This is a genomic window from bacterium, assembly GCA_021372775.1.
GTDB lineage: Bacteria > Acidobacteriota > Polarisedimenticolia > J045 > J045 > JAJFTU01.
In genome coordinates this window covers 1-22,978 of record JAJFTU010000157.1, presented here as the reverse complement: position 1 = coordinate 22,978, position 22,978 = coordinate 1, and the positions used below count along the sequence as shown (strand labels likewise).

The window sequence follows — 22,978 nt, the reverse complement described above, 5'->3', positions numbered from 1 at the left end:
CGGCGAGGAAGTCCTCGGTCAGCGCGCCGGGGCGGCAGACGAGCAGCCGCAGCGTGTGCAGGATCTTGTGGTCCACGTGCGCGACCTCGTGCACGACGACGTGGGCCAGCGCCTTCAGCGGCAGCCGCTGGTCCTGCTCGGCCTGCCCGCACTCGTGGCAATAGCGTCCGCGGAGCTCGGCCCCGCAGTTCAGGCAAACGCGCTCCTGCGGCGCGGCATCGGTCTTCACGTTCTCTCTCCGGCGCCGCCTCCGCGCGGCGCGGCCGGCATGATGCCACGCCGGTCCCGGCTCGGCCGCTTCGCGGCGGACGCCGACGCGAAGGCGCAGGACGTCCGGCGCGCGGCCGCATCGTCGCGCGGGGAGCGATTCGTCCCGCGGGCGGCGTGGCATCCCGGCGCGGAGCCGGCGGATCGCCGGCGCGCGGTGGCGGCGCCTGTTGTCCGGAGGCGGCCGGCGGACGTAGGCTCAAATGACGCGGCGCCGGCCGGGCTCGAAGCGACGGCGGGCGGAGCGGGGAGAGCGCGGCGATCCGGGCGGCGGGGGCCGCGTCGGTTCGGCCGCGGGAACGGGGGACAAATGACGAAGCGGCGGAAGATGACCGACGAGCCGGCGCGGCTCGCGTCGTGGCAGCGGTACTTCGCGCTCTGGTTCAGCGTGCAGATCGTCGTCGCGCTCGGCGGCGCGTTCATCCTATCGCTCGCCCCGCGCGGCGCTTTCGCGGACGCGGCGATGGTCCGCGTGGCGGTGTTCCTCTGGAGCCTCGCGACGATCGTCCCGAGCGCCGCGGCGGCGGTCTGCGCCTACCGCGTCGCCTCGGCGCTGCGCTCGCCGATGGCCATCGTCTGGGCGCTGTTCATGTTCGTCATGCCGCTCAACGTCGTGGCCTTCCTGATCCTCTGCGCGCGCGGAACGCGCGCCTGCCGCGAGGCGGGCATTCCGGTCGGGTTGTGGGGACCGGAACGCGAGGCCGCGCCGGAGACGTCGCGCTAGACGGCGGACGCCGGCGGCCGTCTCGCGGCGCGGCCGCGCGGCGGCGGTAGCGGAGGCCTCACTTCGCGGCGGGCTTCCGCTTCTCCTGCGCGCGCTTGAGGCCGGCGAGGAAGGCGCGGAGGAAGGCGAGCCGCCGCTCGATGTCGTCGCGCCAGTAGTCGAGCCGCTTCCAGCCGGCGGCGGTGAGGCGGTAGACCTTGCGCGCCGGGCCGCGCGTGTCGGTGTCCCAGTGGAACGTCACCTCGCCGTCCGCCTCCAGCGCCTGCAGCGTGCGGTAGATCGCCCCCGGGTCGGCCTTGAAGCCGGGGATCCGCTCGTGGAGCTCGGCGCGGATCGCGTGGCCGTGGAGCGGGCCGTCGGTCAGCGCGAGCAGCACGAAGGCGGGGAGGTGGCGGGCGTGGCGGTTGGAGGGCGGCATTGTTCGCTCAGGCGAGGACGGGCCGCCGCGCGGCGGCGCGGCGCTCGAGGCGCTCCATCAGGAAGCCGCAGGCGACGATGCCCGGCAGCGTCAAGGCCAATCGTAGCACGGCGAACCGCGGCCCCAGGAACGCGCTCTCCAGCATCAGCATCGGGATCTTGATCGTGCCCCACGCGCCGAGGAAGATCACGAGGTTCGCCGTGCGCGCCCCCTTCTCCCGCAGCGAGAGGCCGATCGGAAACGCGGCGTAGATCGGGCCGGCGGCGGCCGTGCCGAGGAGCAGCGCGAACGCGACGCCCTTGAGGCCCGACGCGGGGCCGAGGCCGCGCTCGACGACTTCCTTCGGGACCCAAACGTCGAACAGCGCGACGAGAACGAGGACGGCGGGGATGATCGCGAGGAGCTCCCCGAGCCCGCCGAGCCAGTTCCGCAGCGAGGCGCCGGCGACCTCCGGGCTGGGGGCGCGCAGGGCGGCGAGGAGGGCGAGGAACGCGGCCGCGACGACGAGCGAACTGCGCAGGCGGGCGTTCACAGGAGCGCCCCCATCGCCGCGCCGACGGCGAGCGCGAGGGCGAGGCACAGCGACTGGCGCAGGGCGGTGAAGCGGCGGCCGAAGGCGCGGACTTCCAGCGGCGCCGTCAGGACGCCGACCATCGTCAGCGTGCAGACGAAGCTGGCGAGCGCGGGCAGCGTCGCCCCCATCAGGCGGAGCGATCCGGCGAGCGGGTAGGCGACCGGGGCGGGGATCGTCAGCAGGGCTCCGACGCCGGCGAGCAGGAAGAAGCCGGCGGCGCCGTGGGACTGGAAGAGCTGCGCGACCGCGCGGGGCGGCAGGGCGGCGAGCGACAGCGCGACGCCGGCGGTCAGTCCGAGCAACGACGGGAGCAGGTTCAGGCCCGCCCGCGCCGCGGCCCCGACCGCGCGCCTCGTCCGGCCGCGGTCCTTGGCCGCGGAAACGGCCAGCGCGGCGAGCGCCAGGAGCGGCAGGAGGAAGAAGGTCATCGCGTTCTCCTTACGCGTGGCATCTAGATGTAATAAGCATCTAGCTGCCGACAAGAATACGCCCGCGGCCGGGGACGTCAACAGGGAGGGCGGCCGGCGGCGCCGCGGGCCGCGACCGGACATAACATGAAGCGGCCGCGCGCCGAAACGCGCGTCCGCGTCGGCGGCGGCCCGAGGGGGGACGTGATGGACGGCTATTCGCGGATCCGCGGTTGTCTTCTGGGCGGCGCCGTCGGCAACGCGCTGGGGGCGCCGATCGAGCGTGAATCGCTCGCGGCGATCAGGGCGCGCTTCGGCGCGGAGGGGCTGACCGACTACGCCCCGGCGTACGGGCGGCTCGGCGCGATCACCGCCGACACGCAGGTGACGCTCTTCACCGTGGAAGGGTTGATCCGCGCCATGAACGGGGGCGCGGCGAGGGGGCTCCGCGGCGCCACGGTCGCGCGATTCCGTCCCCGCGTTGTGCGCGCGGCGGCCGGGCCGCGGCGCGGCGGCTCGTGCGCCGCGGAACGAGCTGGTCCAACGCCTCGATCCGCCTTACGACAAGTCGAACCTCGCCGCCGGCTGCATCGGCGGCGGCGTGCCGGGCGCGCGGGCGAACGGCGGACAATCCACCCGCGCGGGGATGCGGCGCGTCGCGCCGCGAGCGGTCGTCGATGGCGTCGAGCGGAACGACGGAACGATCGCCCCGGCGGACGACCAGCGCGGGCGCGCGGTCTTCGCGCGGACGAAAACGACCCGCGTCTCTCCTTGATCCGCGACTTGCGGCGGCACCACAATGCGAAGCGAGTCGAAGTCTCACGTCAACCAAGGCGGCCAACGTGAACGCTGGCGCGAAGCTCGGCGGATACTGGCGACGTCTGAAGGTGCGGCGTCGCGGCGGCGCCTTGCCCCGCGTTCGCCCGGACGAAGAGACACCGCTCCGCTCCGAATTGTTCAGCGTCGATCAGATGGAGCGGCACGGCAAGGCCCTCGCGGGCGCGCACAAGCTGGCGCCGGGCCGCGCGCCGGACCAGCTCGTGGCGCGCCTGGCGGCGAACGAGAACGTGCTGCTCGAGGTGCGCAACCTGCTCACGGGGGCGGTGGCCAAGAACCGTTCGATAACGCCGGCCGGGGAATGGCTGCTCGACAATTTCTATCTCGTCGAAGAGCAGATCCGCACCGCGAGGCGACACCTGCCGAAAGGCTACAGCCGGGAACTGCCTCGTCTGGCGCACGGGCCGTCGGCCGGGCGTCCGCGCGTGTACGACATCGCGCTGGAGATGGTCGCCCACGGCGACGGCCGCGTGGACGCGGAGACCCTCGGCCGCTTCGTGGCGGCCTACCAGAGCGTCACGCCCCTCAAACTCGGCGAGTTGTGGGCGATCCCGATCATGCTGCGTCTGGCCCTGATCGAGAACCTCCGCCGCGCCGGCGTGCGCATCGCGGCCGGATGGGCCGAGCGGGACCTCGCCGATTCGTGGGCGGACCAAATGACGGAGACCGCCGAGAAGGATCCGAAGAGCCTGATCCTGGTGATCGCGGACATGGCGCACTCGGATCCGCCGATGGTCGGCGCCTTCGTCGCGGAGCTCGCGCGCCGCCTGAAGGGCCGTGGCTCCGCCTTGGCCCTGCCGTTGACGTGGATCGAGCAGCGGCTCTCCGAATCGGGTCTGACGATCGAGCAACTGGTGCAGGCGGAGAGCCAGCGGCAGGCCGCCGACCAGGTCTCGATCAGCAACAGCATCGGCAGCCTCCGCCTGCTCGGCGCGATGGATTGGCGCGGCTTCGTCGAGTCCACAAGTCTCGTCGAGCAGATCCTGCGCGAGGATCCGGGCGGCGTCTACGGCAGGATGGACTTCGCGTCCCGCGATCACTACCGCCACGCGACGGAGAGGATCGCCAAGGAAGGCCGCGCGACGGAGAGCGAGGTGGCCCGCAGGGCGCTCGAGATGGCGCGCGCCGCGGACGCCGATAACCGCGATCGCGCGGGGCACGTCGGCTTCTACTTGATCGACAAGGGCCGGCCGGAGCTCGAACGGGCGACGCAGGTTCGGCTGACGGCCGTCGAAGCGCTGCGCCGCACGGCGAGCCATGTCCCCTTGTTGCTGTACTTGGGCACGATCGCGCTCGTCGCGGCGGCCGTCGCCTGGCGCCTTCTGCTGCGGGAGCGCGCCGGCGGCGCTCCCGAATGGGCGCTGTGGCCGATCGGCGTCCTCTCGCTGCTGGCCGCGAGCCGGTTGGCGGTGGCGCTGACGAACTGGCTGGCGACCCTGCTGGCGACGCCGCGGGCGCTGCCCAAGATGGACTTCTCGGCGGGGATTCCGCCGGAATCGCGCACGCTCGTGGTGGTCCCGACGATTCTCTCCGGCGCGCGGAACGTCGGGGAGCTGGCCGAGGCGCTGGAGGTCAGGTTCCTCGCCAACCGGGACGCGTGCCTGCACTTCGGGCTGCTGACCGATCTGCGCGACGCGGGCGAGGAGTCGCTGCCCGAGGATGAGCCGCTGGTGCGGCTGGCCCGGACGACGATCGAGGAGCTGAACGAGAAGTACGCCGGGGACGGGGGCCGGACCGAGGGCGACATCTTCTTCCTCTTCCATCGTCCGCGGCTCTGGAACCCGCAGGAACGGATCTGGATGGGCTACGAGCGCAAGCGCGGCAAGCTCGCGGCCTTGAACGCGCTGCTCCGCGGCCGCGGGCGCGCCGTCGCCGAGGGCGGCTTCTCGCTCGTCGTCGGCGACGCCGCGATCCTGTCCGACGTGAAGTACGTGGTCACCTTGGACACGGACACGCAGTTGCCGCGCGACGCGGCGCGGCAGCTCGTCGGGGCGATGGCGCATCCGCTGAATCGCCCGCGGTACGACGAGGCGAAGCGGCGCGTCGTCGAGGGCTACGGCATCCTGCAGCCGCGCGTGGCGGCGAGTCTTCCGGGGACGAACCGCTCGCGCTATGCGCGGCTGTGCGGCGGAGAACCGGGGATCGACCCCTACACGCGCACCGTGTCCGACGTCTACCAGGACGTCTTCGGCGAAGGCTCGTTCATCGGCAAGGGGATCTACGACGTCGATGCGTTCGAGCGCGCCCTCGACGGGCGCTTCCCCGAGAACCGGATCCTCAGCCACGACCTCCTCGAGGGGTGCTACGCGCGGGCGGGTCTGCTGAGCGACGTCGAGGTGTACGAGGAGTATCCGCCTCGCTACTGCGCGGACGTGTGCCGGCGCCGGCGCTGGATTCGCGGCGACTGGCAGCTTGCCGGCTGGCTGCTGCCGCGCGTTCCGGGGGGACGCCGCCGCAGTCGGCGGAATCCGCTCTCGGGGCTGTCGCTCTGGAAACTGTTCGACAACCTGCGGCGCAGCCTCGTTCCGGCGGCGCTGACGCTCGTCTTGCTGCTGGGATGGACGGTCCTCTCGTCGGCGTGGCTGTGGACCGTCGCGGTCGTCGCCGTCCTGTTCGTCCCCTCCTTGTGCGCGTCGGCGTTCGACCTGCTGCGCAAGCGGAAGGAGGTGCTGTTGCGGCAGCACCTCGCCGAGGTCGCGCGCACGGCGTCGCTTCACCTCGCGCAGGCGGCGTTCGAACTGGCGTGCCTCCCGTTCGAAGCGTTCTTCAGCGCGGAGGCCATCGCGCGCACGGCGTGGCGGATGTGGGCGACGCGCCGGCGGCTGCTCGAATGGAATCCGTCGAGCGAGACGGATCGCGCGTCGGCGGAGAACGGCCGCGGCGGCCTCGCCGCGAGCTGGCGGTCGATGTGGATCGCGCCCGCCGTCGCCGTCGCGGCGGCGATCCACGTGGCGACGTCTACGCCGGCCGCTTTGGCCGCGGCGGCGCCGATACTGCTCCTGTGGTTCGCCTCGCCCGCCGCGGCCTGGTGGATCAGCCGCCCGCTCGTTCGCCGAAAACCCGCGCTGACGCGCGCCCAAACGCTCTTCCTGCGCGCGTTGGCGCGCCGGACGTGGGCCTTCTTCGAGACCATCGTCGGCGCGGAGGACCATTGGCTTCCGCCCGACAACTACCAGGAGTACCGCGTCGCCTCGGTCGCTCACCGCACCTCGCCGACGAACATCGGCTTGGCGCTGCTGTCGAATCTGTCCGCGTACGACTTCGGCTACGTCACCGCCGGACAGCTCGTCGAGCGTACGGCGAACACGCTGCGCACGATGGAGGGGCTCGAGCGGCACCGGGGACACTTCTACAACTGGTACGACACGCACACCCTGCGTCCGCTGCCGCCGCTCTACATCTCGACCGTGGACAGCGGCAACCTCGCCGGCCACCTGCTGACGCTGCGCGCGGGCCTGCTCGCGCTTCCCGACGACAGGGTGCTGGACGGGCGGCTGTTCGACGGACTGGCCGATGCGTTTCGGATCTTCGTCGACGCCGCGCGCGGCGCCGCGGCGGCGCCGACGGCGGAGTTCCGGAGCGAGCTCGAGTCGGTGCGCGCGGCCCGTCCGGACACCCTGACGGCGGCGCGGTCGTCGCTCGCGCGACTGGCGGCCCTCGCCGCGCAACTCGTCGCCCAAGCCGCGGACGGATCCGCCGCCGAGGGCGCCGCGCCCGAGAGCGACGCGAACCGATGGGCGGAGGCGCTCGCCCGGCAATGCCGCGAGGCGCTGGGCGAGCTGGCGTTCCTCGCGCCGTGGCTCTCGCTTCCGGCGGCGCCGGTCGGGGTGGAGGAGTTCGCCGAAATCGACGGAATCCCGACCCTGCGCGACGCGGCGGGTCTCGACGCGGCGTGGCGTCCCCGATTGCAGCGTCGGCTCGAGGCGGAAACGACGCCGGCGCAGCGGGAGTGGCTCGCCGAACTGCAGCGCCGCGTCGCGGAGGGGAGCGCCCGCGCCCAAGAGCGGATGGCGGCCATCGGACGTTTGGCGGCGCTGGCCGGCGAATTCGCGCAGATGGAGTACGACTTCCTCTTCGACAAGACGCGCCATCTGCTGACCATCGGCTACAGCGTGGATCAGCGCCGCGCGGACGCCGGCTACTACGACCTGCTGGCCTCCGAAGCGCGGCTGTGCTGTTTCGTGGGCATCGCGCAGGGGCAGCTGCCCCAGGAGAGCTGGTTCGCCTTGGGGCGTCCGCTCGCCGGCGCCGGCGGCGAGCCGGTCCTCCTCTCGTGGAGCGGCTCGATGTTCGAGTACCTGATGCCGCTCTTGGTCATGCCGACCTACGAGAACACGCTGCTCGACCAGACCTGCAAGGCGGCGGTGGCGCGGCAGATCGAGTATGGACGCCGGCGCGGCGTCCCGTGGGGCATGTCGGAATCCGGCTACAACACCGTGGACATGCACCTCAACTACCAGTACCGCGCCTTCGGCGTCCCGGGCCTTGGTCTCAAGCGGGGCCTGGCCGACGATCTGGTCGTCGCGCCCTACGCCTCGGCGATGGCGCTGATGGTGGCCCCCGAGGAGGCGTGCCGAAATCTGCAACGACTCGCGGCCGAAGGGTTCATCGGCAAGTTCGGCCTCTTCGAGGCGATCGACTACACGCCGGCGCGGCAGCGACGCGGGCAGGCGCGGGTCGCGGTGCGGTCGTTCATGGCCCATCACCAAGGCATGAGCCTGCTTGCGCTGGCGCACTTCGTCTTGGAGCGTCCGATGCAGCGGCGGTTCGAGTCCGACCGGCTGTTCCAAGCGGTCATGCTCCTGCTGCAGGAGCGGATTCCCAGGGCCACGGCGTTCTTCGCGCGGACGGCCCAGCTGTCCGACGTCCGCTCGCCGGTCGCCGCGAAGACGCCGATCCGCGTGTTCGGCACGCCGGACACGCCGGCGCCGGAAGTGCAGTTGTTGTCGAACGGCCGCTACCACGTGATGGTCACGAACGCGGGAGGCGGATACAGCCGCTTCAAGGACCTCGCGGTCACGCGCTGGCGCGAAGACGGCACCTGCGACAACTGGGGGACGTTCTGCTACGTCCGCGACGTGGCGAGCGGGGCGTTCTGGTCGGCCGCCCACCAGCCGACGCTCGCGCGGCCGGAAAGCTACGAAGTCATCTTCTCCGAGGGGCGCGCCGAATTCCGCCGCCGCGATGTCTGCGACGGCGGCGACGGCGACTTCGAGACGCGCACCGACATCGTCGTCTCGCCGGAGGACGACATCGAGCTCCGCCGGGTCCGCATCGTCAATCGCTCGCGGCAGCGCCGGGAGATCGACGTGACGAGCTACGCCGAAGTGGTGATCGCGCCGGCGCCGGCGGACGCGCTCCACCCGGCCTTCAGCGATCTCTTCGTGCAGACCGAGATCATGCCGGAGCGGCGCGCGATCCTCTGCAGCCGCCGTCCCCGCTCCCGCGGCGAGCAGCCGCCGTGGATGCTTCACCTGATGATCGTGCACGACGCGGACGTCGGCGAGATGTCCTACGAGACGGATCGCCTGCGGTTCCTCGGCCGGGCGAGGACGGCCGCCGCCCCGCTGGCGATGACCGAGACGGCGGCGCTCTCCGGCGCGGACGGCCCGGTGCTCGATCCGATCGTCGCCGTCCGCTGCCGCCTCGCGCTCGATCCGGAACAGTCGGCGACCATCGACATCGTCTCCGGCGTCGGGGAGACCCGCGAGGCGGCCTTGGGCCTGGCCGAGAAGTATCAGGATCGGCATCTCGCGGACCGCGTCTTCGACCTGACGTGGACCCACAGCCAAGTGGTGCTGTGGCAGCTCAACGCCAGCGAGGCGGACGCGGAACTCTATGCGCGCCTGGCCGGCTCCGTGCTCTACGCCAACGCCGCCCTGCGCGCCGAAGCCGCCGTGCTGCTCCGGAATCGCCGCGGGCAGTCCGGGCTGTGGGGCTACGCCATCTCCGGCGACCTGCCGATCGTGCTGCTGCAGATCGCGGACGCGGCCAACATCGACCTCGTGCGCCAACTCGTGCAGGCCCACGCTTACTGGCGCCTGAAGGGGTTGGCGGTTGACTTGGTGGTCTGGAACGAAGACCACGCCGGCTATCGGCAGCGGTTGCAGGACCAAATCATGGGGATGATCGCGTCCGGCATCGAGGCGAACGCGATCGATCGTCCGGGCGGCATCTTCGTGCGCGCGGCGGAGCAGATATCCACCGAGGACCGGATCCTGCTCCAGTCGGCGGCGCGGGTCGTCGTGACGGACGGCCGCGGAACGCTGGCGGAGCAGCTCGACCACCGCGGCCCGGTCGAGCCGCGCGTGCCGCGGCTCAGGCCGAGCAGAACCTATCGACCGGATCCCGCCGCGGCCGAGGCGCCGCCGCGCCAAGACCTGATCCTCTTCAACGGGTTGGGCGGATTCACCCCCGACGGGCGCGAATACGTCATCCAGCTCGCGCCCGGCCGGACGACGCCGGCGCCGTGGGCGAACGTGCTCGCGAATCCCTCGTTCGGGACGGTCGTCTCGGAGAGCGGCGCCGCCTACACCTGGAGCGAGAACGCGCACGAGTTCCGCCTCACCCCCTGGTGCAACGACCCGGTGAGCGACGCCGGCGGGGAGGCCCTCTACCTGCGGGACGAGGAGACCGGCCACGTCTGGTCGCCCACGCCGCTGCCCGTCGTCGCGGCCGCGCCCTACGTCGTCCGCCACGGCTTCGGCTACAGCGTCTTCGAGCACTCCCGCGGCGGCATTCGCTCCGAGCTGTGGGTTTACGTCGCGGCGGACGCGCCGATCAAGTTCTCCGTGCTGAAGCTGCGCAACGAGTCGGGCCGGGCGCGGCGGATCTCCGCCACCTGCTATGTGGAGTGGGTGCTGGGGGATTTGCGGCCGAAGTGCGCGATGCACGTGGGCACCGAAGTCGATCCGCGGAGCGGCGCGCTGTTGGCGCGCAACCCGTACAACACCGAGTTCGCCGATCGCGTCGCGTTCCTCCACGTGGACGACGGGACGCGCCTCGTGAGCGCCGACCGCACCGAATTCCTCGGGCGCAACGGCGCGATGGGAAACCCGGCCGCGATGGGCCGCGCGCGCCTGTCCGGCAAGACGGGGGTCGGGCTGGATCCCTGCGCCGCCATCCAAGTGAACGTCGAACTGGCCGAGGGCGAGGAACGCGAGGTCGTCTTCCGGCTCGGCGCCGGGCGCAACGAAGAGGACGCCGCCGCGCTGGTGCAGCGCTTCCGCGGCTCGTTGGCCGCGCGCGGCGCGCTGGAGGCGGTCTGGCGGCAGTGGAACCACGCGCTCGGCGCGGTGCAGGTCGAGACTCCCGATTCGGCCGTCAACGTCCTCGCCAACGGCTGGCTGGTGTACCAGACGCTGGCGTGCCGCGTGTGGGGGCGCAGCGGCTACTACCAGTCCGGCGGCGCCTTCGGTTTCCGCGACCAGCTGCAGGACGCCATGGCGCTCATCCACACCGAGCCCGCGCGGCTGCGCGAACATCTGCTCGTCTGCGCGGGCCGTCAGTTTTCGGAAGGGGACGTCCAGCACTGGTGGCATCCGCCGTCCGGCAGGGGCGTCCGCACGCATTGTTCGGACGACTACCTCTGGCTGCCGTTGGCGGCGTGCCGCTACGTGACGGGCACCGGCGACACCGGCGTGCTGGACGTGCCCGCCCCCTTCTTGGAAGGGCGCCCGGTCAACCCGGAGGAGGATTCCTACTACGACCTGCCCGGCCGCTCCGCCGAAGCGGCCAGTCTCTACGACCACTGCGTGCGCGCCGTCCTGCACGGCCTGCGGTTCGGCGAGCACGGCCTGCCGCTGATCGGCTCCGGGGACTGGAACGACGGCATGAATCTGGTGGGGATGGGCGGCAAGGGCGAGAGCGTCTGGCTCGGCTTCTTCCTCTGCGCGGTGCTGCGGCAGTTCGGCGCGCTGGCGCGCGCAAGGGGCGACGCGTCGTTCGCCGAGCGCTGCGAGGACGAGGGCGCGCGGCTGGCCGAGAGCCTCGAGCGCGGCGGCTGGGACGGCGACTGGTACCGCCGCGCCTACTTCGACGACGGGACGCCGCTCGGCTCGGCGGGAAGCGTCGAGTGCCAGATCGATTCGATTTCGCAGAGCTGGGCCGTGCTCTCCGGGGCGGGGGACCCCCCGCGCGCGCGGGCGGCGATGGCGGCGGTTGACGGGCGGCTCGTGCGCCGCGGGCCCGGGCTGATCCAGCTTCTCGATCCGCCTTTCGACAAGTCGAACCTCGACCCCGGCTACATCCGCGGCTACGTGCCGGGAGTCCGGGAGAACGGCGGGCAATACACCCACGGGGCGATTTGGGCGGCCATGGCCTTCGCGGCCATGGGCGACGCCGCGCGCGCGTGGGAACTCGCGTCGATGATCAATCCGGTGAACCACGCGAGGTCGGCGGAGGCCGTCGCCGCGTACAAGGTCGAGCCGTACGTCATGGCGGCCGACGTATACGCGCTCGCGCCGCACACGGGGCGCGGCGGCTGGACGTGGTACACCGGGTCGGCCGGCTGGATGTACCGGCTCCTCGTGGAATCGCTCCTGGGTCTGCGGCTCGAGAGCGAGCTGCTTCACCTCGCCCCGCTGCTGCCGGCGGACTGGCCCGGGCTCACGATCCACTACCGGTATCGGGAAACGGTCTACCACATCGTCGTCTCGCAGCTCCGCGCCGGCGACGAGGGGCCGAGCGGCGCGCCGCGCGTGGTCGTCGACGGCGTCGAGCGGGACGACGGAACGATTCCCTTGGCGGACGACCACCGCGAGCACGCGGCGACGGTGACGGTGCGCGCGAAGTAGCGTCGCGGGCGTCCTACGGCGCCGGGCCGCCGTCGCCTCGGCGACGCCCAAAAGAGAGTGCGCGCCGGCGAGGCGCTGCGTACCGTCATCGAACGTTCGAGACGACGGGGGGCGCCGTCGTCTTGCTTGGAGGCGGAGCCTTCGGGAGCGCAGCGAAATGAAGAGAGCCGCGGTTGTTCTTGCTCTGCTTGCGGGGACGCTCTTCCTGCCGTCCCCGGGCTTCGCGGACGATTCCGACGCGCGCGTCGCGCGCGTCGGCTACGTCGGCGGCGAGGTCTCCTACCAGCGCGGCGACGTCGAAGGCTGGAACGGCCTGCGCGTCAACACGCCGCTGGTGTCCGGCGATTCCCTCTTCGCCGCCGCCGGCGGACGCGCGGAGGCGGACCTGGGGAACGGCGTCGTCGTCCGCCTCGACGGCGGAACGCTCGTCGATCTCGTCAACAACACGAGGGACGTCGCGCAGCTGGGGATTAGGAGCGGCGCCCTCGACCTGCGCGCGCGGTCGTTCCCGCAAGGCTTCGCGGTGGAGATCGACACGCCGAACGCCGCCGCGACGATCCTCGAGCCCGGTCGCTACCGAGTGCAGTTCGCGGACCGCGCGGTGCGGTACGAGGTCGTGCAGGGCGCGATGTCGCTGGCGGTCGGCGGACAGCAGCTCGACGTCCGCGAGGGCGAGAGTCTGGAGATCGAGGACGCCGATCCGCCGACCTACGCCTACGGAACGCTCGCCGGCCGCACGCCGTTCCAGAGTTGGTGCGACGGCCGCGATTCCCGTTTCGAGAGATCGCCGAGCGCCCGATACGTCAACGCCGACGTCGTGGGCTACGAAGACCTCGACGACTACGGCTCGTGGCGCGAGAGCCCGGAGTACGGCCGCGTCTGGACGCCCAGAATGGCCGAAGGATGGGCGCCGTATCAGTCGGGCCGCTGGATCTGGCAGGATCCCTTCGGATGGACGTGGGTCTCCGACGAGTCGTGGGGCTGGGCGCCGTACCACTACGGCCGTTGGGCGTGGACGGGAAACTACTGGGGCTGGGTGCCGCCTCCGCGGCGAGGGTATCGCGGTCCCGCGGCCGTGATGGGCATCGAGGCCGTCTACGCTCCGGCGCTGGTCGCCTTCGTCGGCGGACGGAACTGGGGCGCGTCGCTGTCGATCGGCGGGCCGGCGATCGGGTGGGTTCCGCTGGCCCCCTCCGAGCGTTACTACTACCCGTGGCAATCGGCGCCGCGGGAGGCCGGAAGGTACAGGAACATCGCCGTGAACAACGCGGTGACGGTCGTGAACTACAACGCCTTCGGGGCGGGCGCGGTGCGCCCGATCCGCGTCGCGCGGACGGAGATCGCGCGGGCGCCCGTGATCGGCTCCACCGCCGTCGGCGTCGCCCCGCGGCGGGAGAGCCTCGTCGTGGCGCCGGGCCGGAACGCGGGGCCCAAGGCGGTCCCGCGCGTGGTCGCCGATCGGCCCTTGGCCGCGCGGCTCGTGCCTCCGCCGCGGCCGCAGCCGTTCGCCCAGAAGGCCGCGGAAATCGAGCGGACCGGCCGGCCGGCGCCGAGGCCCGCCGCGACCGAGGACCCGGTCGGCAAGCCGTTCGTGGCCGGCGTTCGGGCGCCCGCCGGCGTCAAGGCGGTCTCCGCCCTCGCGCCCGAAGCCCCCAAGGAACTGAAGCCGCGGAGCGGCGCCGTAGTCCGGCCGCCGAAGAAGATCGAGCGCGACATCGCGCCGCCGCCGTCGGCGCGCCGCGGAGCCGGCCCCGCGCCCGTCCCGAAGACCGCCGCCCCCGCGCCCGCCAAGCGCGAAGCGCCGCCCGCGCGCGGGGAGCGGCAGGCGCCGCCCGCGGCGCGACCGACCGAGCGGCCGGAGGAGAAGAAATAGCCCGCGCCCGGAGAAGGACGCGCGAAGACGCCTCGCGCCGCGCCGGACGGGGGACCGCTGAAGTCGAGGGAGAAGCCCGCTCCGCCGTCGGAGCCGAAGCCGGCGCCGCAGGAGCCGCCGCCGGCCGCCCCGCGCGAGGGCGGGAAGCGGCGATGAACGGCGTTCGGGACGGTTTCGGGACAGGAGGATCGACGATGAAGGGAAAACTCCCCGCGGCGGCGATGTGCCTGGTCGGTGTCGGGTTGGTCGCGCTTGTCGGGTGCGCGTCGTCGATGGTGCCGCAACACACGCGGCACGTCGATTCAGGAATCACGTCCGTGATCCAGGCGTCGCTGGAAGCCAACGACAAGGTGAAGGCGCGCCAAGTGGATGTTCAGACCAGGGACGGCGTGGTCTACCTGAGCGGCGTGGTGGACACCGAAGACGCCCGCCGCGAGGCCGGGCGTGTCGCGTGGCGGACGGAAGGCGTGGAAGGGGTCGTGAACGACCTCACCGTCGGGGAGCGCATCGCCCGCGACACCAAGGGCGTCAAGGACGTGCGCAACGAGCTCATCGTCGGCAAGAAGACGGACTAGGCCCGGGGAACTGGAGGGCGGCAATGCTCTGGACGATCTTGATCATTCTCGTCGGTCTGTGGCTTCTGGGAATGCTCACCTCCTACACGATGGGCGGCCTGATCCACATCCTGTTGGTCGTGGCGCTGGTCGTTCTGATTTTCAGGCTTGTCTCGCGGCGGCGCGTCTTCTAAGGAGATTCGCCGCCGCAAGGGCGACGCCGCGAAGACCTGCGGAAACAGACGCGGCGCCGTGATCGGGATGTCCGACGGGGTGATGATCCCCTGCCCGTCGGCGGCTGGGCTCTCGGGCGCCGTCCGTTCGATAGGCCTCGTCGTCGCGGCCGGCCCGATCGCCATCGGCCTTGGCGGCCACGAGCGACGCCGAACGCCACGCGGTCGAAGGTGCTCGGGCGGAACGCGAACTCCGCGAGAACCCGGGGGCGGCGGCAAGGGAGGCGCAGCGAGTGCTTCAGGCCTACGAGCTGACCGCGGCGACGGGCTCGCCGATCGTGGACTTCTCCCAAGAGCGTCCGACGGCGGGGGGCGACGTCATGCCGCATTTCGAGCCGGGCCTCGCCAAGCCCGATGCGCGTCGCGCCTCGGCCGGCGCGACGACGATCTCCGGTTTCTGCGCCGCCGGAGGGCCCGTCCCGCTCGGCCTTGCGTCGTGGCCTCCCGCGCGAAGACGGCGCTCGCCGTTTCCGCGGCGGACGCGGTCGCGGCTCCCGCGGTCTTCGCGATCGCCAAGGCCGTCGCTCGGAGCGTCGGGCAAGCGTCCCTGCGACGAGGAAGAGGGCGCATGAGATCCCCGGCGGCGCCCTTGGCCGACTTCTGGGATCGGCCGCGCGAGGAACTGCTCGAGCTGCTGGGGACGACCGCGGCGGGCTTGACGTCCGACGAGGCGGAACGGCGACTGCGGCGCCATGGTCCCAACAGCCTCGTCCGCGAGCGGCGCTTCGCGAAGCTGCTGAGCGTCGTCCGCTATTTCGCCAATCCGCTCGTCGTCATCCTCGTCGCGGCCGGCGCGGTCTCGCTTTCGCTGGGGGACCCGGTCGGCGGGCTGATCATCATCGCGATCGTCCTCCTCAGCGTCCTGCTGAACTTCTTCATGGAGTTTCAGGCCCGCCGCGCGGTGGAGGAGATCCGCAGGCAGGTGGCGACGACGGCCGCCGTGCTGCGCGACGGACGAGAGCGGGAACTGCCGATCGCCGAACTGGTCCCGGGCGACGTCGTCCGGCTGAACGCGGGGGACCTGGCGCCCGCCGACGCCCGGCTGCTGGAGGCGAAGGACCTGCACGTGCGCGAGTCGGCGCTCACCGGCGAGTCTCTGCCCGTCGACAAGTCGGCGGCCGATCTCCCGGCGGGGAAGCACGCGGTCGGCGACGCGCTCAACAGCGTCTTCCTCGGCACCTCCGTCCAGACCGGAATGGCCCGCGCGGTCGTCGCGCGCACCGGACGGGACACCGCCCTCGGCGCGATCGCCGAGCGCTTGGCCGCGCGGCCGCCGGAGACCGAGTTCGGCCGCGGCATCCGCCACTTCGGGCTGATGATCACGCGGGTGATCATGCTGCTCGTGCTCTTCGTCCTGCTCGTCAACATCGTGCTCCATCGACCGCTGCTGGAGTCGTTCCTGTTCTCCGTCGCGCTGGCCGTGGGGATGGCGCCCGAGATGATGCCGATGATCATCACGGTCACGCTGGCCCACGGCGCGCGGCTGATGACCAAGAAGAAGGTCCTCGTCAAGCAGCTGGCGGCGATCGAGGACTTCGGCAGCATCGACATCCTCTGCAGCGACAAGACGGGCACGATCACCGAAGGCGAGATCGTGCTCGACCGCCACGTGGACATCCAAGGCCGGGACGACGCGAGCGTGCTCCAGCTCGTCTACCTGAACAGCCACTTCGAGGCCGGCATCGCGAGCCCCTTGGACGCGGCGGTCCTCAAACACGCGCCGCCGCCCATCGCGGAGTACGAGAAGGTGGACGAGATCCCGTTCGACTTCGCGCGCAAGCGCCTCTCGGTGGTGCTGCGCCACGGGGCCGATCGCCTCCTCGTCGCCAAGGGCGAGGTCGAGAGCGTCCTCGCGATCTGCGGGACCGTGAACGTGGACGGCGCTCCCCGGCCGTTCGACGACGCCCTGCGCGCCCAGGCGGCGGCGACGTTCCGACGGCTCAGCGCCGAAGGCTACCGCACGCTCGGGGTCGCCGTGTCGAAAGTGGACGAGCGGGCGGCCTACACGACGGCGGCCGAGCGCGACATGACGCTGGCCGGTTTCGCGGCCTTTCTCGATCCGCCCAAGGAGGGGATCCTCGCCGTGCTCGAGGCGCTGAAGAAGAACGGCGTCTCGGTGGTCATCATGACCGGCGACAACCAGTACGTGACCCGGAAGATCGCGCACGACGTCGGACTGGCGGCCGACCGGATCGTCGTCGGCGGCGACGTGGACGCCATGGACGACGCCGCGCTGGCCTGCCAGGCGGAGCTCGGCGCCATCTTCGCGCGCGTTTCGCCGGAGCAGAAGAACCGGGTCATCTCGGCCCTCAAGGCCCGCGGGCACGTCGTCGGCTGCTTGGGCGACGGCATCAACGACGCCCCGTCGCTGCACACCGCGGACGTCGGCATCTCGGTCGTGAACGGGGTGGAGGTGGCGAAGGACGCGGCCAAGGTCATCCTTCTGGAAAAGGACCTCGAAGTCCTGAACGACGGGGTCGTCGAGGGGCGCCGCTGCTTCGCCAACATCATGAAGTACATCGTCATGGGCACGAGCTCGAACTTCGGCAACATGTTCAGCATGGCGGCGGCGTCGCTCTTCCTGCCCTTCCTGCCGATGCTGCCGACGCAGATCCTGCTGAACAACTTCCTCTACGACGCCTCGCAGGCCGGCATTCCCGCCGACAACGTCGATCCCGCCCTGCTGCGCCGGCCGAAGCGGTGGCAGATCGGCTTCATCGTCCACTTCATGACGATCATCGGCCCGATCAGCTCGCTCTTCGACTTCCTCACGTTCGGGATCCTGCTCTGGGCGTTCCGCGCCTCCGCCGACGCGCCGTTGTTCCGCACCGGCTGGTTCGTGGAGTCTCTGGCCACGCAGACGCTGGTGGTGTTCGTGATCCGCACGGCGGGCAACCCGCTCAAGAGCCGCCCCGGCCGGCCCCTGCTGCTCGGCGTGCTGGCCGTCGTCGCGGTCGCCGTCGCGCTGCCCTACACGCCGCTCGGGACGCTGCTGCGCTTCGTTCCGCCGCCCCTCGCGCTCGTGGGCGCGATCGCGGGGCTCGCGTCGGCCTACCTGCTGTCGGTGCAGGCCGTCAAGACGAGGTTCTATCGTCGCCACGCGCTGCTCTAGGCGCGCCGACGGGCCGCCGTTCGGCGGGGCGGGGGGCCGAATCGAGCGTCTCGCGAACCTTCTGCGCGAGGCCCGCCGGCGTGAACGGCTTCTGCAGGAACGGAGCGCCCCGCTCGACGCCTTCCTTGAGGAGGACGTCCTGGGTGTGCCCGGACATGAACAGGACCTTCAGGCCGGGCCTCAGGACCAGGGCGCGCTCGGCGAGTTCGCGCCCGCCGAGCTCCGGCATGACGACGTCGGACACGAGAAGATCGATCGGCCCCTCGTGGGTTCGGCAGAGCTCCAAACCCTCCCGGCCGTTGCCTGCCTCGTGGACGACGTAGCCGCGCGTCTCGAGGACTCTCCGCGCGAGCACGCGGACCATCTCTTCGTCCTCCACCAGCAGGACGACTTCGGAACCCTTGGGCACCGCGGCGAGGCTCTCGGTCGGACGCGGCCCCGCATCCTGCGCTTCGGCCACGGCCGGCAGCAAGATCGTGAAGGTCGTTCCCTCGCCCGGCTCCGACTCGCAGCGAATCGCGCCGCCGCTCTGCTCGACGATTCCGAGGACCGTCGCGAGGCCGAGACCGGTTCCCTTGCCGGTCTCCTTCGTCGTGAAGAACGGCTCGAAGATGTGCGCCCGCACATCCTCGTCCATCCCTTCGCCCGTGTCGCTCACCGCCATCAGCGCGTAGCGTCCCGGCGGAAGGTCGCGGCCCGCCGCGTCGGCCTCCGTCAGCGTCGCGTTCGCGGTGGAGACGGTCAGCGTGCCCCCTTCGGGCATCGCGTCCCGCGCGTTCAGGGCGAGGTTCATGATTGCGCGGCCGAGTTCCCCCGGGTCGGCCCTCACCCGCCAGAGGTCGGGCGCGCACTCGACGACGACCGTGATCCGCTCGTCCGCCAGGCGGCGGAGCATCCGATCGAAGTCGGCGACGATGGCGTTCAGGTCGAGCACCTTCGGTTGGAGCACCTGACGCCGGCTGAAGGCCAGCAGCTGTTGCGTGAGCGACGCCGCCCGCTCGCTGGCCTTCGTGATTTCCAGCACCTGCTGGAGGGCGAGATCGTCCCCGGCCAGCTGGTCGCGGAGCAGGCTGCTGTATCCGAGAATGGCCGTGAGCAGGTTGTTGAAGTCGTGCGCGATGCCGCCGGCGAGCCTGCCGACGGCCTCCATCTTCTGCGCTTGGCGAAGATGCTCTTCGCTCTTCCGCAGGGCCTGCTGCGCCGTCTTGCGCTCGGTGACGTCGTCCACCGCCAGCAGGGTCATTTGCAGGGGGCCGAGTCGGCATCCCCCGAACACGAGGCTCCGGCGCCCCACGCGCGGGAAGTCCAACTCGGCTTCGAAGTCCGGAAAGGAGGCGTTCCCTCGGCGCAAGTCGCCCAGCGCCGCCCGCAAGCCGGGAAGGTCGAAGCCGCCGCGGGCGAGGGTATAGACGAGCCGCCCCTGCAGCTCGAACGGCGAGGTCTGAAACGCGCTGCAGAAGGCGCGATTCGCCATCCGGATCCGCAGTTCCGCGTCGAGCACCAACAGCGGCTGGCGGACGGTCTCGACGATCGACATCGCGAAGTCCCGCGCCTGCGCGAGCGCCGCGTTCTTGGCCTGCAGCTCGTCGTTGACCGTGACCAGCTCCTCGTTCGTGGATTGCAGCTCTTCCTTGGCCGTCTCCAGTTCTTCGTTGAGGCTCTGCAGCTCTTCGTTGGCGGAAAGCGCCTCCTCGGTCGTGTTCTGGCTGTCCTCCGCGGCGGTTTGGTGCGCTTCCATCGCGGCGAGCAGCTGCTCCCGGGCGGCGGCGAGGTGCTGTTTCAGCCGCGCGATCTGGCGGTCCCGGACGTCGCCTGCGGGCGGCGCCTCCGTCGGCGCGGCCTCTCCCCCGCGCTGTCCCGACGTCGCCTCGAAAAGGACCAAGGTGGATCCCCCTTGATCGGGGTCCAGCGGGATCGCCTCCACGTTCAGGCAAGCGGCGATGCCGTCGTGTTCGTAGGGCACGCGCTCCTGCCGCGTCGGCTTGCCGCTCGTCCGCGCGCGCTGGATCAGCTTCTCGACCTCGAGGAACAATTCGGCGTCGGGAATCAGCTTCATGAGGTGGAAGCTCGCTTTCCCGAGCGGCAGCGCGAGGTAGGGTCCGGGCCGGCCGCGGAGTTCCTGAACCTCCAGTTCGGCGTCCACGACGACGCCGGCGGGGCTGTACCGCGACAGGAGAATGCGATCGACTTCCTTGCGCAGATCCGCGCCGCCCCACGGCGCCCCGGCGGCCGCCTCGCCGCCTCCCGGCGCGTCCCGCCGCGGAGCGCGCGCCGTCGGCCGAAACAAGTGCGGCGGCCGCGCCGCCTCCCGCTTGGCGTAGATCCTGTGCCCGCGGTCCACGGCCGAAAACAGGTCGCCCGCCGCAGTCCCCTCGGAGGCGCCCAACATGAGGAACCCGCCCGGCTTCAGCGCGTAGTGGAACAGCGGGACGATGCTCTTCTGCACGCTTCCCAGGTAGATCAGCACGTTGCGGCAACTGATCAGGTCCAGCTTGGAGAAGGGCGGATCGGCGATCAGGTTGTGCTTCGTGAAGACGCACATCTCGCGCAGGTTCTTGTCGATCTGGTAGCCGCCCTCGATCTTCGTGAAATGGCGGTTCAGCCGGTCGGGCGTGAGGTCCGCCGCGATGTTCTCGAGGAAGCGCCCGGTGCGCGCCTTGTCGATCGCGGACGAGCTGATGTCGGAGGCGAAGATCTGCACCGGGAAGGCGGCGCCCGTTTCGTCCATGTACTCCCGCAGCGAGATGGCGATCGAGAAGGCCTCTTCGCCCGTGGCGCAACCCGCCACCCAGACGCGGACCGGGTCGTTCGGCGTCCGCGCGCGGAAGATGCGGGGGAAGACGGTCTTCTTCAGGCTCTCGAACGACTCCCGGTCGCGGAAGAAGCTGGTCACGCTGATGAGCAGGTCCCGCTGGAGCGCCTGCATCTCGTCCGGATCGCCTGCCAGCCGATCGCGGTAGGCCGCGAGGTCCCCGATGTTCCGCAGGGCGAGGCGCCGCAGGACGCGGCGCCTGATCATTCGCTCGCGGTAGAGCGAAAAGTCGATGCCGGTCGCCCCGTGGAGCATGGCCAGGATCGCCCCGAAGCACTCCTCGTCGGCGGCGGGCCCGCGCTCCTGCGGCGCGCGCCGGTCGTCGGCGATGTAGGGGTGCCGGCCGATGCGCACGAGTTCGGCGGCGATCTCCTCCGGCGGAAGGACGAAGTCCACGCAACCGGTGGCCGCCGCGGCCTGCGGCATGGTGGCGAACTTCGCGGTGGAGGCGTCCTGCGCGAACGTCACGCCGCCGGCGGCTTTGACCGCCTCCACGCCCGCCGAGCCGTCCGTGCCCGTGCCGGAGAGGATCACGCCGATCGCCCGGCCGCCGCACTCGTTCGCCAAGGAGCGGAAGAACAGGTCGATCGGCATGTGCGATCCCGGCGTCTGGGTGCGCGGGGCCAGCGCAAGCGCGCCGTGCTCGAGCGTCAGGTCGGCGTTGGCCGGGATGACGTAGACATGGTTGGCTTCCAGCGGCATGCCGTCGGCCGCCTCGCTGACCGGCATGGAGGTCGCCCGCGCCAAAATCTCGGCCAGCATGCTGGGATGCGACGGATCGAGATGCTGCACGAAGACGCTGGCGAAGCCGGTGTCGGCCGGAAGATCGCCCAGCAGCCGCTTGAAGACCTCCAAGCCGCCCGCGGATGCGCCGACGCCGACGACCGGAACGGCCGGCCGCGCCGCGCCGTTGCACTCCGGCGCCGCGGCGGCGGACGCGCGCCCTTCATCCTCGTCGGGTTCCGGGAAGGCGTCGCCGGGGAGCTGCGTGTCGTCCATGGGGTTCTTCCGTCCGCGCCGATCGCGCACTGTGCGGCGATGGTACTCGCCTATCGCCGTCGCGGCGGAGGAAACGGCGGGAGAACGGTGCGCCGCCTCGTCGGCGCGGCCTCGGCCTCGTGGCGACGAGCGGCCCCGCGCGTCGATTCCGTCCCCGCGGCGCGCGCGCGCGGCGGACGCCGCGGCGGCTCCCCCGTAGCTTCTCGATCCAGTCGGAGGGCGGTCGTGGAACGGATCTCGGGGAGCGCGGCGGCGTCACGCTGGAGGGCGTCGGTTCTCGGCCGGGTCTTCGACCGCGCGGCGCGCGGCGGCGAGCCCGCGCCGCGCTGGCGCGGGCGGCTGCTCAACGGAGCGCTCTATCAGGTCGGATGGACGGCCTGCGTCGTCGGCGTCGCCCACGGACGGCCGTGGAGCGGCGCCGCCGTCGCGCTGGCGTTGGTCGCCGCGCACGTCGCGCTCGCGCGGCGGCCGCGCCTCGAACTCGAGCTCGTGCTCTGCGCCGGCGCGATCGGCGTCGTCGTCGAGAGCGTGCAGACGAACCTCGGGATGATCGCGTTCCGCTCGGGAAGCGTCGTGCCGTGGCTCTGCCCGCCGTGGATGGTCGTGCTCTGGATGCAGTTCGCGACGCTGCTCCGCTTCGGCCTCTCGTGGGCCGCGGGGCGGTACGGCGCGGCCGCGCTGCTGGGACTCTTCGGCGGCCCGGCGTCGTTCGCCGCGGGAGTGCGTCTCGGCGCGGCCGACCTTCATCCCCACGCGGCGCTGAGCGTCCTCTCCTTCGCCGTCGTCTGGTCGGCGGCGTTCCCGCTGCTGATGTGGCTCGCGGCGCGGCGCGGGCCGGCGCGCGGCAGCTACCGCGTCGTCGATCCGCCCGAGCCGGCGGCGGCGACGAACTCGTCGAGCCCCACGACCTTGGCGTAGGCGCCGGAGAGCGCGGCGAGGACGGCGGCGTGGACCTGCTCCGCCGGCACCTCGCGCCCGCCGAAGGAGAGGGCGCGCGTCGCGCAGGCGTCGTGGACCACCGTCGCCTCGAAGCCGAAGTCGGCGGCCGCGCGGGTCGCGGCCTCGAGGCACATGTGGGTCTGCATCCCGGCGAGGACGAGCTTCTTGATCCCCTTCGCCCGCAGGAACGGAAGGAGGTCGGTGTCGCGGAAGCTGTTGATCTGGTGCTTGGTGACGATCTTCTCGCCGGGCAGCGGCGCGACCTCGGGGCGGAAGGCGTACTGCGGATCGGCGGGCTGCCCGTCGGCGCCGAGCTTCTCCGGCGGCACGTGCCGGACGTGGATCACCGGCCACCCCTTGGCGCGGAACAGGTCGAGCAGGACGCGCGCTTTGCGCGCCGCCTCGACGCTGCCGACGAGCGGCAGGCGGCCGCC

At 71.7% G+C, this 22,978-nt stretch carries 14 protein-coding genes; 8 read left to right on the top strand and 6 right to left on the bottom strand.

From position 1 onward, the window contains the following. Nucleotides 1-229, bottom strand: a 229-nt coding sequence (locus LLG88_05210) for a DUF3667 domain-containing protein (GenBank protein MCE5246306.1), incomplete at its 3' end; no start/stop codon positions are given. 348 nt (nucleotides 230-577) lie between these two features. Here LLG88_05210 and LLG88_05205 point away from each other — a divergent pair. Next, entirely contained in the window at nucleotides 578-991 is a 414-nt protein-coding gene (locus tag LLG88_05205; GenBank protein ID MCE5246305.1) for a hypothetical protein, read from the top strand. Nucleotides 992-1,049: 58 nt separating this feature from the next. On the opposite strand, the gene LLG88_05200 is transcribed toward LLG88_05205, so the two are convergent. Genes LLG88_05200 through LLG88_05190 form a run of 3 tightly spaced genes read right to left on the bottom strand, consistent with a single transcriptional unit; the run spans nucleotide 1,050 to nucleotide 2,411 of the window. Next, nucleotides 1,050-1,409 (bottom strand): PadR family transcriptional regulator, encoded by a 360-nt coding sequence (locus LLG88_05200; GenBank protein ID MCE5246304.1) that lies wholly within the window; start codon nucleotides 1,407-1,409, stop codon nucleotides 1,050-1,052. 7 nt (nucleotides 1,410-1,416) lie between these two features. Then, nucleotides 1,417-1,941 carry a permease gene (locus tag LLG88_05195; protein MCE5246303.1) on the bottom strand — a complete coding sequence of 175 codons (525 nt, stop codon included), beginning with the start codon at nucleotides 1,939-1,941 and terminating at the stop codon, nucleotides 1,417-1,419. Next, complete coding sequence (locus tag LLG88_05190) at nucleotides 1,938-2,411, bottom strand: permease (GenBank protein MCE5246302.1); 474 nt, start codon at nucleotides 2,409-2,411, stop codon at nucleotides 1,938-1,940. Before LLG88_05190 ends, LLG88_05195 begins: the two co-directional genes overlap by 4 nt. 186 nt (nucleotides 2,412-2,597) lie before the next feature. Here LLG88_05190 and LLG88_05185 point away from each other — a divergent pair, with 186 nt between their 5' ends. The 6 genes from LLG88_05185 to mgtA all read left to right on the top strand — a co-directional run bounded on the left by LLG88_05185 (nucleotide 2,598) and on the right by mgtA (nucleotide 17,794). Continuing rightward, on the top strand, nucleotides 2,598-3,236 hold the full coding sequence (locus LLG88_05185; GenBank protein MCE5246301.1) for an ADP-ribosylglycohydrolase family protein: 639 nt from the start codon (nucleotides 2,598-2,600) through the stop codon (nucleotides 3,234-3,236). A gap of 35 nt (nucleotides 3,237-3,271) precedes the next feature. Continuing rightward, entirely contained in the window at nucleotides 3,272-12,022 is an 8,751-nt protein-coding gene (locus LLG88_05180; GenBank protein MCE5246300.1) for a cyclic beta 1-2 glucan synthetase, read from the top strand. 157 nt (nucleotides 12,023-12,179) lie between these two features. Further along, nucleotides 12,180-13,895 carry a FecR domain-containing protein gene (locus LLG88_05175; protein ID MCE5246299.1) on the top strand — a complete coding sequence of 572 codons (1,716 nt, stop codon included), beginning with the start codon at nucleotides 12,180-12,182 and terminating at the stop codon, nucleotides 13,893-13,895. 194 nt (nucleotides 13,896-14,089) lie between these two features. Beyond that, nucleotides 14,090-14,470, top strand: coding sequence for a BON domain-containing protein (locus LLG88_05170; GenBank protein MCE5246298.1), 381 nt, complete (start codon nucleotides 14,090-14,092; stop codon nucleotides 14,468-14,470). 23 nt (nucleotides 14,471-14,493) lie between these two features. Further along, nucleotides 14,494-14,643, top strand: coding sequence for a lmo0937 family membrane protein (locus LLG88_05165; GenBank protein ID MCE5246297.1), 150 nt, complete (start codon nucleotides 14,494-14,496; stop codon nucleotides 14,641-14,643). Nucleotides 14,644-15,250: 607 nt separating this feature from the next. Continuing rightward, nucleotides 15,251-17,794, top strand: coding sequence for a magnesium-translocating P-type ATPase (mgtA, locus tag LLG88_05160; protein ID MCE5246296.1), 2,544 nt, complete (start codon nucleotides 15,251-15,253; stop codon nucleotides 17,792-17,794). On the opposite strand, the gene LLG88_05155 is transcribed toward mgtA, so the two are convergent. After that, nucleotides 17,757-21,605: a response regulator gene (locus LLG88_05155; protein MCE5246295.1), complete on the bottom strand. Its 3,849-nt coding sequence runs from the start codon at nucleotides 21,603-21,605 to the stop codon at nucleotides 17,757-17,759. The two genes, mgtA and LLG88_05155, sit on opposite strands and share 38 nt — an antisense overlap. A gap of 225 nt (nucleotides 21,606-21,830) precedes the next feature. On the opposite strand from LLG88_05155, the gene LLG88_05150 reads away from it, so the two are divergent. Beyond that, the gene (locus LLG88_05150) at nucleotides 21,831-22,523 is read left to right on the top strand and encodes a DUF2878 domain-containing protein (protein MCE5246294.1); all 693 of its coding nucleotides are present in this window, start codon (nucleotides 21,831-21,833) and stop codon (nucleotides 22,521-22,523) included. Here LLG88_05150 and LLG88_05145 read toward each other — a convergent pair. Continuing rightward, the coding region (locus LLG88_05145; GenBank protein MCE5246293.1) for a cysteine hydrolase at nucleotides 22,454-22,978 on the bottom strand (525 nt) is incomplete at its 5' end. The genes LLG88_05150 and LLG88_05145 overlap by 70 nt on opposite strands.